The organism is Rhizobium sp. Root1220, from assembly GCF_001426265.1.
Lineage (GTDB): Bacteria > Pseudomonadota > Alphaproteobacteria > Rhizobiales > Rhizobiaceae > Rhizobium.
This window is the reverse complement of the sequence record NZ_LMDG01000034.1, coordinates 155,925-167,352: the sequence shown is the minus strand read 5'-3', so window position 1 is coordinate 167,352 and position 11,428 is coordinate 155,925. Positions and strand designations below refer to the sequence as shown.

Below are 11,428 nucleotides of genomic sequence, written 5' to 3'. Positions count from 1 at the left end.
GTGACGGAAACCGAAATATCTCAATGACCCGTGACGATCGCCGACGGCCAATGTCGTCCCAATCGCACGGATAGCTTTCACGGGATATGTTCCAATGACGGTCAAGCAACTTGCCCCGGGCACCGGGATTGACGATAGACAACTGGCTGCGGTGAGGCGGTCATGAGTGTAAGGGAAGACAGCAGTATGGGTAAGGTAACAGGGTTTCTGGAAATCGACCGGCAGGTAGCAAAATATCAGCCGGCGTCGGATCGTATCCGGCATTTCCGCGAATTCACGATCCCGATGTCGGACCCGGAAGTGCAGAAACAGGCCGCGCGCTGCATGGACTGTGGCATCCCCTATTGCCATGGCCCGACCGGCTGCCCGGTGCACAACCAGATCCCGGACTGGAACGACCTCGTCTACAACAACAATTGGGAAGCGGCGATCCAGAACCTGCATTCGACCAACAACTTCCCGGAGTTCACCGGCCGCGTCTGCCCGGCGCCCTGCGAGGAAGCGTGCACGCTGAACCTCGAAGACGCGCCTGTCGCGATCAAGACGGTCGAACAGGCAATTGCCGACAAGGCCTACGAGCTCGGCTTCATCCGGCCGCAGCCGGCCACGGTCCATACCGGCAAGAAGGTGGCGATCATCGGTTCCGGCCCTGCCGGCATGGCGGCCGCCCAGCAGCTGGGCCGCGCCGGCCACGACGTTCATGTCTACGAGCGCGAGAGCAAGCCGGGCGGGTTGCTGCGTTACGGCATTCCCGATTTCAAGATGGAGAAGAACTTCATCGATCGCCGGGTCGAGCAGATGAGCGGCGAGGGTGTCACCTTCCACTGCGGTGTCAATGTCGGCGTCGACGTCAAGGTCGAGCAGCTGCTCGCCGATCATGACGCAGTTCTCTATTGCGGCGGCTCCGAAACGCCGCGCGAAGCGGGCATTCCGGGCATCGAATTTGCAGGCGTCCACGATGCGATGCCGTACCTCGTGCAGCAGAACAAGCGCCTCGGCCGTGAAAACATCGACAGCGTCGGCTGGGCGTCCGATCCGATCCTGGCCGGCGCCAAGCATGTGGTCGTCGTCGGTGGCGGAGATACCGCGTCTGATTGCGTCGGCACGGCGTTCCGCCAAGGCGCGGTGAAGGTCACGCAGCTCGACATCCGCCCACAGCCGCCGGAGAAGGAAGACAAGCTCGCCGTCTGGCCGTTCTGGGCGACGAAGATGCGCACCTCGTCCTCGCAGGCCGAAGGGGCCGTTCGCGAGTTCCAGGTCGCGACGCTCGAATTCGTCGGCGAAGACGGCGTCTTGACTGGCGTCAAGTGCTGCGAAGTCGACGAGCGCCGCAAGCCGGTTCCCGGCACGGAGTTTATCATCAAGGCCGATCTAGCCTTCATTGCCATCGGTTTCAGCGGTCCGTTCAAGGACAGCGTTCTGAAGGAACTCGACGGCAAGCTGACGCTCAACACCGACCGCCGCGGCTCGACCAACGTCGTTGCCAACGACCGCGACTACAAGACCTCGGTCGACAAGTTCTGGACGGCGGGCGACGTTCGCCGCGGCCAGTCGCTGGTCGTCTGGGCGATCCGCGAGGGCCGCCAGGCTGCCCGCGCGATCGATGAGGCGCTCATGGGTACTACGGTTCTGCCACGCTAGGACGAACCCACCGACCGACGAATCGAGGGGCCGCATCGAGCGGCCCTTTTCATTTTGCCGAGACTTCGGCCGCGGATTTGGTTGGAGGCAGCCGGTAATCATCGATCCGGCCAGCCGGGGGCGGTGCCATCTCGCCGTCCTGGACAAGCAGGTCGCGGGGCGATTTAGCCATACTGGCGGGCAATGCCCTGCCGCCAAGCAATTCGCCGCCACCGTCAAGATTGGGGTCGGAAAGGCTGATCGGTTCGGTGCGGCCAATCGGGTTCGAAGACAGATCCATGGCAGGCGCGTTGCTGTCGAGGCGGACGAGGTCCGGGCTCGCCTGGGTGCCGAGGATGCGCCGTGCCGGTTTTTCGACATAGAAGGCGAGCTTGCGGCGGCCTGCGTCGGTCAGGTTGATGCCGTCGGAGGTGCGCAAGCGCACCTGCTGGCCGTTGACATCCGAGCCGGTGACGATGAACTCGCCATTCTCGTTGACGAAGCCGTCCCAGATATCGACGAATTCGCCGCCGATGCTTTCGAGCTGCTTCCGGTAGAGCTGGTTCATCTGCACGGCATCCGCGGTCATCGCCGGCGAATCGAAGGCCGGGAGGCCCACCCAGAGTAGCGGTATCTTGCGGCTGGTGACCTGTTTGCCGAAGTCGACGACGCGGCGTTGGTACTCGGCATACCAGCCATCGGTCCGGAATTTCTCCTTGCCGCTATCGGTGACCATCTGCTGGCGATCGTTGGCGCCGAGCATGACGACGACCATGGCCGGCTTGGCCTCGTCCATGAATTTCGTCAGTTGCGATGGCCAGTCATAATAGTCGTCGCGGACGAGTCCCGAGGCTACGTTGCTGTGCGTCTCGATGACGATGCCCGGCGAATTCTGAAATGCCGCCTCCATTCCAACCCCAAGCCCGCCTGCAAAAAAGTCGCCGACGACCAGGATCTTCTGGGCATTGTCGAGCTTCTCGACAGTCTTCTCTTCCACGACAGGGGGGGCTGCGGGGCGGGGCGCGGCCATCACCTTGGGGGATGCCTTCTTCTTTCTCGGAGCAGTCGCAGGCGGCGCTGCGTACCGACCCGGTGCGGGCGGGTACGCATCGATATAGCGGCGGCCAAAGAAGAAATCGAGAATCGAACGGCGCTGATAATAACGCTCCTGAGCTTCGGCGACCGGCACTGGGGGCAGGACGCCGAAGGACAACATCAGAGCGGCTGCGCCGAGCGCACCCCAGCGAACTGTTGCCCGGCTTACTCGTTTACGCATTGTCAGCAACCTCAATCCGCCTGCATTCTCGCACAGAGCAGGAACTCACGTCCACACCCTAAAACTATGTCGCGGATTTATTCCGTCTACTTTCGAAGGGCATTCAGCAGCGGCCGTGATGGCTGGCCATCCTGCTGCAACCCCATGCGTTCCTGAACCGCGGCGATCGCCGCCTTGGAGCCGCTCCCGAAATTGCCGTCGACCTCGCCGTCATAGTAGCCGAGCGTCTTCAGCCGGTTCTGCAGTTCGAACTTCTCCTTGACGTCGAGTGTTCCATCGGGACGCGGCCAGCGTTGCTTCATGCCGCCGTAGCCTGCGATCTCATCGGCAAGCAACCCGACGGCGATGGCGTAGCTGTCGGAGGCATTGTAGTTCTTGATGGTGAAGAAGTTGCTGGTCATCAGGAAGCCAGGGCCATCGCGGCCGGCGGGCATCTTCAGCACGGCCTTGCTGCCGGTGTCCCTGAAGCCCTTGCCATTCGGCCGTGCCAGGCCGAGTGCCGCCCATTGCGCCAATGTGTGGGTCTTGCCCACCTGCTTCAGCGCGCTTGCGGGCACGGCAACCTCGTAACCCCAGGTCTTGCCTTTGTCCCAGCCGTTTTTCATCAACAGATTGGCCGATGTCGCCAGCGCGTCGGGCACGGAGTTCCAGATGTCACGATGGCCGTTGCCGTCGGCATCGATTGCGTAAAGCAGATAGCTTGTCGGGATGAACTGCGTATGGCCCATGGCGCCTGCCCAGGAGCCGGTCATGCCGTCCGGAGAGATGTCGCCGTTCTGCAGGATCTTCAATGCGGCGATCAATTGCTTCCTGGCGAATTTCGCGCGGCGCTCGTCCGCGTAGGCAAGCGTGGCGAGGGCGCGTGGCACGTAGTGGAGGCGATCGTCCTTCGCAAGAACCGCTCCATAATTTGATTCCATCGACCAGATCGCAAGTAGAATCGATTTGTCGACGCCGAAGCGGCGTTCGACCGCGTTCAGAGTCGAGGCGTGTTTTGCGGCCATTTGCCGGCCGATCTGGACTGTATATGGATTTACACGAGAATCTACGTAGTCCCAAATTTTGGTCGTGAATTCAGGTTGATAGGCTGCTTTTTCAAGAACAGTGGGATCCGGATCGGTTACGCCCGCGAACGCTTTGCGATAGGTTGCCTTGCTGATGCCACTTTGAGCGGCTGTTTGATAAAAGTCCGCGATCCAGTTCTGGAAGCGCTGATCTGCCTTCGCATCAAGGGGGGCCAGACCGGCAGACGCGGTCATGAAGAATGCTAGAGCAAGACCACGAAGGGAGTATCTGTGATTTTGAGTCATCGGCGGTCATCCGTCCTTTCGTTTCAGGCACAGCCGAGCGCACAATTCCGCTCGAACCTGAGACTAGTCGAACGGAGTCAACAAATTCTTTACCATGACGGAAGACCGCAGTCACCATTTGTAAAACGGTAGCAAATCTCATCTAGTCCAATCAAAATTGCCTTTTATTTCAAGCGGTGAAATCATCGCAGGAGGATTGTGTGGCAGAGCATAAAAAAGTTCGTAAAGCTGTATTTCCGGTTGCCGGCCTCGGCACTCGCTTTCTCCCGGCCACCAAGGCAGTGCCGAAGGAAATGCTGACGGTCGTCGACAAGCCGATCATCCAGTATGTCGTCGATGAAGCGCTGGAAGCGGGTATCGAGCACTTCGTTTTCGTCACCGGCCGTAACAAACACATCATCGAAGATTACTTCGATATCCATTTCGAGCTCGAGCAAACGCTGCGCGAGCGCAGCAAGAAGGCCGAAATGACGCTGCTCGCGGGCCAGCTTCCCAAGGCTGGTACGGTCAGCTTCACGCGCCAGCAGGAACCGCTCGGTCTCGGCCACGCCGTCTGGTGTGCGCGCGAGATCATCGGCAACGAGCCGTTCGCCCTGCTGCTTCCCGACATGATCATGAAGAGCGACACCAAGGGCTGCATGAAGGGCATGATCGATCTCTATGCCCAGAGCGGCGGCAACATCGTGGCAGTCGAAGAGTGTGCGCCCGACCAAGCCCACAAATACGGCATCGTCGGCGTCGGTGATGCGATCGGCGACGGCTTCCACATTACCGACATGGTGGAAAAGCCTGCCAAGGGTACGGCGCCTTCGAACTTCTTCATCAACGGCCGCTACATCCTGCAGCCCGAGGTCTTCAAGATTTTGGAGACGCAGGAGCGTGGTGCCGGCAACGAGATCCAGCTGACCGACGGCATGCTGAAGCTGCTGAAGGACCAGGCATTCGCTGGCTATCACTTCCAGGGCACGACTTACGACTGCGGCGCCAAGGATGGCTTCATCCTCGCCAACGTCGCCTTCGCGCTCGAGCGGGCGGACATTCGCCCGACCGTCGAGGAAGGCTTCAAGGCGCTGGTCAAGACGCTTGGATAAAAAAAGCTAACGCTTTAGCTTGAGGCCGACGCCGGCTCGCCATTGCTGCGAGTCGGCGTTGGCTTTTCTGGAGGTGAATTCGTAGCCGACCGTGCTCGTCAGATCGAGGTATCGGTTGATGTTCCAGGTCAGGGCGGCACTGGTCGCATAGACCGTTTCATCGTTGGCCGTGCTGTCCGAAGGATAGTCGCGCAGCGTAATGCCGCCAAGGAACGCCCCAACCAGATTGTCGCGCAACTGGTGTGTCAACGCCGTCGCCAATGCATGCGAAACGTAGCCGGAATCGCCTGCTGTCGTCGACGGCTGAATGCTGGTCTGGAGCCCGACGTCGACGTCCGTTCCCCTGAGCGGCGACCAGCGCAGGCGCGCGTCGACGACGACCGTGTCGATATCGGACAGGCGTTCGTCGTCGAACGTCGCGATCTCGTAACCGAGCCCGACTTCACCGCGAAGTTTCTCGCCCATATCCACCTCGACGCCCGCGATGCCGCCGTAGGAGTTGCCGGAGCGACGGTAGCCTGCGACGTCCACCGTATCGTCGTAGACCGTCTTGCCGACGTTCGCTTCGATGAAGGGGATGAGGGCCGGGGAAAGTTCGTAGCCGATGCGGCCGCGAATTGTACCGCTCGTCTGGTTACGATCACTCATAGAGACCTGCGTTCCATCCGGCAGCGTGGCATCGGAATAGATGGAACGCGTCAAGTCGATGCCGGTCGTGCCGCGCAGGATGCCGAAGTCGCGCTGGATCGAGGCGCCAGCGTTGAATTCCTGTACGTCGGATTGCTTTTCGGCGTCCAGGATGGCGTCCGGGTCGTCGGTATCCTCTCGATAGAAATGGTAGCCACCAGTGATGTGGGCTGTCGTATCCTGCGGCAGGTCGAGCCTGAGATCCCCGCCGATCCTGAAGTCGGGCTGCTCCTCGCCTTCGCCGCTGATGTTCTCCTGCCAAGCGCCCTCCGTGGCGACCGTGAGCTGATGCAAGGCCCAATCGGACGTCAGGGTCGCCAGCATGTCTGTTTCGAGGAAGCCACGGGTTTGCTTGGTGTCACCGTCCCGCTGCGTCTCGGTATTGATGCTCTGTGTTACCGTCGGGCGGAGGACGAAGGTGCCGACGCGGATGCCTGGCGTCTCTTCGGTGGCGATGTTTGTTTCGGGTTTTCGCGCAGGCAGCCGTTCGTCGAGCGGGGCCTCGCGCGTATTCAGGCGCATGATGTCTTCGTCGAGTATTGCCCCGGTCGTTTCGTCGCTTGGCTGCTGATCGGCAGGCAGCTTGAGGGCGTTCGTACCCTGGGCGGTTTCGGCAGCCGGTTCTGAGGCACCCGGCAGGGGGGTGTCATCAGTGCCCGGGTCGCCTGCAATTGGTGGTGCCGTCGTCGACGAGGGCTGGGTGGCCTGGCCGGCCGGTACAACCACCTGCGCCGATTGTGCGAACGTGGAATGCGGAAATAACACGCCGCCGGCCAGCGTCAGGCGCACGGCAACGCTCGCCGCGCGGAGCGGCGTGAGACTGCTCGTGTATTTCCAATGGCGCATGAATTGGTGCCCGGCATGCTTCGAAGTCGTTACCCGAACGTAAAGCCTCGTGGTTAACCATTCGTTGCCGAGACGCATGCTGCATGGCAGTCATCAGGCGATGGACTTGGCCGATGAAAACCGCTAACGCATTGCCATGAACAGAAGAGCGGTAGATCTCGTTGAAAATGGGGTGCTCGATTCGGCCAAGCGCACGATCGGCACTGAGCGGCGGGCACTCGAGGCGATGGAAAAGGCCCTGGAAGGCGCTTTGGCGGCGCCATTCACGCGGGCAGTGGAAGTCGCCGGCGGCATTGCAGGCCGTGTGATCGTCACCGGCGTCGGCAAGAGCGGGCATATCGGGGTAAAGATCGCGGCGACCCTTGCTTCTACGGGAACACCGGCGTTCTTCATGCATGCCGCCGAAGCCAATCACGGCGATCTCGGCATGGTCGGCAAGGGCGACGTGGTGTTGGCCCTTTCCAAGGGCGGCGAGAGCGCCGAACTTCGCAACATCATCGCCTATACGCGCCGTTTTTCCATCCCTCTCATCGCGCTGACATCGTCCGAAAAATCCTCGCTCGCACTGGCTTCAGATGTCGTCCTGCTGATGCCGAACGAGGAAGAAGCCTGTCCACACGGACTGGCGCCAACCACGTCGACGCTGATGCAGCTAGCAATGGGTGATGCGCTGGCGATAGCGCTGCTCGAGGCGCGTGGCTTTACCGCGGGCGATTTTCACGTTTTCCATCCGGGCGGCAAACTCGGCGCGAGCCTCAGCCACGTTGCCGACGTCATGCACACGGGAGAGCGCGTGCCGCTGGTGCCGGAAGGTACCCCATTGCCGGAAGCGATCGCCACGCTATCGCGAAAACACTTCGGCTGTGTCGGCATAACGGATGGTGACGGACGCCTCTGCGGAATTGTCACCGAGGGGGATCTCGCGCGGAATCTGACACGCAACCTGTCGGAGCTGAGCGTCGATGACATCATGACGCGGACGCCGAAGACGGTGAAGGCAGCGGTTCTTGCCACCGCGGCGATGGCGTTGCTCGACAAGCACAGCATCGGCGCATTGATCGTTATCGACGATGACAATCGGCCGATAGGGCTCGTTCACTTTCACGATCTGCTGCGGATCGGCGTGGCCTGATCAGGCCTCCTCGACCGTCAGGTCGCGGCCATTGCTGGCAATCACCTTTACCCTTGCGCCGACCGGCAGGTCCGGTCCGCTGACCTTCCACTGGGTATCGTCGAGGCGAATGCGGCCGCGGCCTTCGCTGATCGGCTCGGCGAGCGTGGCCGTGCGTCCCACGAGGCTCTCGCCGCGCCGGTTGAGGAATGGCTGGTCAGTCTCTGCGTGCTGGCGGGTGAGCTTGCGGCCGACGAAGGTTGCGGCTACCGCAAAAGCCGCGAACAGGATTGCCTGCAGCTGCCAGGCCCAGAAGGCGCTATCCCAGAAAAGCAGCGACAGCGCGCCGACGGCGATCGCGGCAAGGCCGATCCAGACCAGGAAAAAACCTGGAGCAATCATCTCGGCGGCGAGCAGGACGAGACCGACAACCCACCAGCTCCACGGCCCCAGCTCTGATGCAATGGCGGCGAGCATGGGTCAGCGCTCCGGATTCTGGTTGAAGGGATTGACCGGCGGCGTGGTGCGCGTCGTGACCTGGCGCTGAGCGGGCGGCGTCGGTGGGTTGGTGCCGTCACCGAAGACTTCCTTGGCAATGGCGCCAATTCCGCTCAGGGAGCCGAGAATGGCCGAAGCCTCAATCGGCATCAATACGACCTTGGAGTTGTTGGCCGAGCCGATGGCCGTGAGCGCCTCGGTGTATTTCTGCGCCACGAAGTAGTTGATCGCCTGCACGTCGCCGGCGGCAATCGCTTCTGAAACCATCTTGGTTGCCTTGGCTTCGGCTTCGGCCAGACGCTCGCGGGCTTCGGCGTTGCGGAAAGCGGCTTCGCGCTGGCCTTCCGCCTGCAGGATGGCCGACTGCTTGGAGCCTTCGGCGCGCAGGATCTGGGCGTTTCTGGAGCCTTCGGCTTCCAGGACCTGGGCGCGCTTTTCGCGCTCGGCCTTCATCTGCCGGGCCATGGCGTCAACTAGGTCGCGCGGCGGCTGGATATCCTTGATCTCGACGCGGGTGACCTTGATGCCCCAGGGCTGGACGGCATCGTCGACGACGCGCAAAAGCCGATCGTTGATCGCATCGCGGTTGGAAAGCAACTCGTCGAGGTCCATCGATCCCATGACCGAGCGGATGTTGGTCATAGTCAGGTTGAGAATAGCATTCTCAAGGTTGGAAACCTGATAGGCAGCCTGGGCGGCGTTGAGGATCTGGTAGAAGGAAACGGCATCGGCGGAAACCGAGGCATTGTCCTTGGTGATGACCTCCTGGGTAGGGACGTTCAGAACCTGTTCCATTACGTTCATGCGCGCGCCGACGCGCTCGATGAAGGGGGTGATGATGTTGAGGCCGGGCTCCAGCGTGCGGGTGTAACGGCCGAAGCGCTCCACCGTGTACTGATAGCCCTGCGGCACTGTCTTGATGCCGGCAAAAAGCACCAAGATGACGAAGACCACCAAAGCGATGACCATGATGTCGAAGCCACCCAGTACCATCAACTACCTCCCAATCGAATCGAATGACTGCACCTTAGCCGAGACTATTTCAAATGCCACGCTCTGAGGTGGCCGTGCCAAGGGATCACCCCTCAAATATGGGGTTTCAGGTGGTTCTTCACAACGGAGGCTCTTTGTCCTAGAAGGAGCCTGCATCCGGTCGCAGCCCACCCGGTCAAAACAAGGGATCCTTGATATGAAGACTATCGTCATCTGCTCCGGCGGATTGGACTCCATTTCGCTTGCCCACAAGGTGGCAGCGGAAAAACAACTCATCGGCCTTCTCTCCTTCGACTACGGCCAACGGCACCGCAAGGAGCTGGACTTTGCAGCAGCCTGCGCCACGCGGCTTGGCGTCGCGCACCAGATCATCGACATCCGCCCGATCGGCAGTCATCTCACCGGCTCGGCGCTCACGGACGACATCGACGTTCCTGACGGCCACTATGCCGAGGACACAATGAAGGCGACCGTGGTTCCGAACCGCAACGCCATCATGCTCGCCATCGCCTTCGGGCTTGCCGCCGCGCAAAAAGCCGATGCGGTTGCAGTTGCGGTGCACGGCGGCGACCACTTCATTTACCCAGACTGCCGGCCGGGCTTCATCGATGCATTCCAGACGATGCAGAACGAGGCGCTCGATGGTTATGCGAGCGTCTCGCTCCACGCGCCCTATGTGAACGGCTCGAAGGCCGATATCGTCACCGATGGGGTGAAGAACGGAACGCCGTTTGACGAGACATGGTCGTGCTACAAGGGTGGGCTTCGCCACTGCGGTCGGTGCGGAACCTGCGTCGAAAGGCGCGAGGCATTCCATCTTGCGCGCGTCGAGGATCCGACCGAGTACGACGATGCCGATTTCTGGGTGGCTGCGACGAGCGGGTTCTCGGCGCAGGAGGTGAAATAGTGTTTCGCATCACCAAGGAATTCCATTTTTCCGCCTCGCACCAGTTGACGCATCTGCCTCCCGATCACCAGTGCGCGCGGCTGCACGGACACAACTACATCGTCGTGGTCGAGCTTGCCGCCGCCGAACTCAATGGAGACGGTTTCGTGCGCGACTATCACGAGCTGGCGCCGCTGAAGCGCTATATCGACGATCGCTTCGACCACCGACATCTGAACGAGGTGCTGGGGCATGAGCGGGTGACCTCCGAGTACCTCGCCAAGCACTTTTACGACTGGTGCAAGGCGCTGATGCCCGAGACATCGGCGGTGCGGGTCAGCGAGACGCCGAAGACCTGGGCGGAATACCGGCCATGAGCGCTCGCGATGCGCCGATCCGCGTCAGCGAGATCTTCGGGCCGACGATCCAGGGCGAGGGCGTGCTGATCGGCCTGCCCACCGTCTTCGTCCGGACCGGAGGCTGCGATTATCGCTGTTCGTGGTGCGATACACTCCATGCCGTCGACAGCGACTATCGCGATCAGTGGCGGCCGATGTCGGTCGAGGAGATCTGGCAAGAGGTCGCAACGCTTTCGGGCAGCAAGCCACTCACCGTCTCCCTCTCCGGCGGTAATCCGGCAATCCAGCCGCTTGGCCCGCTGATCGCGTATGGTCATGCGCAGGGCTACACCTTCGCACTGGAAACGCAGGGCAGCGTCACCAAGGACTGGTTTGCGGATCTCGATACGCTGGTCTTGAGCCCGAAGCCGCCGTCGAGCGGCATGGAAACCGATTGGCAAGCCTTCGACGACTGTCTGCGCATTGCGGCAGATCGGCCGCAGATTGCCTTGAAGATCGTTGTCTTCGATGACCGTGACTACGCCACGCGCGCGATGCCTCTGCGCGTTATCCGGACTTGCCGGTCTATCTGCAGCCCGGCAACCACACCCCGCCACCGCCCGATGACAATGACGCCCGGATCGATATCGACGGCATCATGGAGCGGATGCTGTGGTTGGTCGGCAAGGTGACGGATGATCGGTGGTTCGCAGCGCGGGTCCTGCCACAGCTGCATGTACTGCTGTGGGGCAATAGACGCGGCGTTTGACGG

Annotated in this window: 10 protein-coding genes and 1 pseudogene; 6 read left to right on the top strand and 5 right to left on the bottom strand. The window is 61.4% G+C overall.

Features of this window, described 5'->3' with window-relative positions:
* Positions 1–186 precede the first annotated feature (186 nt).
* A complete protein-coding gene (locus ASC90_RS22165) occupies positions 187–1,641 on the top strand; it encodes a glutamate synthase subunit beta (RefSeq protein ID WP_056545346.1) in 1,455 nt (484 codons plus the stop codon).
* Positions 1,642–1,690: 49 nt separating this feature from the next.
* Here ASC90_RS22165 and ASC90_RS22160 read toward each other — a convergent pair whose 3' ends face one another.
* Complete coding sequence (locus ASC90_RS22160) at positions 1,691–2,896, bottom strand: DUF459 domain-containing protein (protein WP_056545344.1); 1,206 nt, start codon at positions 2,894–2,896, stop codon at positions 1,691–1,693.
* An 86-nt stretch (positions 2,897–2,982) separates the two neighbouring features.
* A complete protein-coding gene (locus ASC90_RS22155; RefSeq protein WP_056545343.1) occupies positions 2,983–4,206 on the bottom strand; it encodes a lytic murein transglycosylase in 1,224 nt (407 codons plus the stop codon).
* Between the two features lie 200 nt (positions 4,207–4,406).
* Between ASC90_RS22155 and galU the strand changes: the two genes are divergently transcribed.
* Entirely contained in the window at positions 4,407–5,297 is an 891-nt protein-coding gene (galU, locus tag ASC90_RS22150) for a UTP--glucose-1-phosphate uridylyltransferase GalU (protein WP_056545341.1), read from the top strand.
* Between the two features lie 6 nt (positions 5,298–5,303).
* On the opposite strand, the gene ASC90_RS22145 is transcribed toward galU, so the two are convergent.
* Positions 5,304–6,830, bottom strand: coding sequence for an outer membrane beta-barrel protein (locus tag ASC90_RS22145; RefSeq protein ID WP_056545338.1), 1,527 nt, complete (start codon positions 6,828–6,830; stop codon positions 5,304–5,306).
* Positions 6,831–6,966: 136 nt separating this feature from the next.
* Here ASC90_RS22145 and ASC90_RS22140 point away from each other — a divergent pair, with 136 nt between their 5' ends.
* Positions 6,967–7,962 (top strand): KpsF/GutQ family sugar-phosphate isomerase, encoded by a 996-nt coding sequence (locus tag ASC90_RS22140; RefSeq protein ID WP_056545336.1) that lies wholly within the window; start codon positions 6,967–6,969, stop codon positions 7,960–7,962.
* On the opposite strand, the gene ASC90_RS22135 is transcribed toward ASC90_RS22140, so the two are convergent.
* Both ASC90_RS22135 and ASC90_RS22130 read right to left on the bottom strand, forming a co-directional pair.
* Positions 7,963–8,418, bottom strand: coding sequence for an NfeD family protein (locus ASC90_RS22135; RefSeq protein ID WP_056545334.1), 456 nt, complete (start codon positions 8,416–8,418; stop codon positions 7,963–7,965).
* A gap of 3 nt (positions 8,419–8,421) precedes the next feature.
* Complete coding sequence (locus ASC90_RS22130) at positions 8,422–9,432, bottom strand: SPFH domain-containing protein (protein ID WP_056545333.1); 1,011 nt, start codon at positions 9,430–9,432, stop codon at positions 8,422–8,424.
* Positions 9,433–9,628: 196 nt separating this feature from the next.
* Here ASC90_RS22130 and queC point away from each other — a divergent pair, with 196 nt between their 5' ends.
* The 3 genes and pseudogenes from queC (at position 9,629) to queE (ending at position 11,425) form a co-directional block, all read left to right on the top strand.
* Positions 9,629–10,339: a 7-cyano-7-deazaguanine synthase QueC gene (gene queC / locus ASC90_RS22125; RefSeq protein WP_056545330.1), complete on the top strand. Its 711-nt coding sequence runs from the start codon at positions 9,629–9,631 to the stop codon at positions 10,337–10,339.
* A complete protein-coding gene (queD, locus tag ASC90_RS22120; protein ID WP_056545329.1) occupies positions 10,339–10,695 on the top strand; it encodes a 6-carboxytetrahydropterin synthase QueD in 357 nt (118 codons plus the stop codon). Before queC ends, queD begins: the two co-directional genes overlap by 1 nt.
* Positions 10,692–11,425: pseudogene (queE, locus tag ASC90_RS22115) on the top strand (7-carboxy-7-deazaguanine synthase QueE). The gene queD and the pseudogene queE overlap by 4 nt, the downstream one beginning before the upstream one ends.
* The last annotated feature ends 3 nt before the right edge of the window (positions 11,426–11,428 follow it).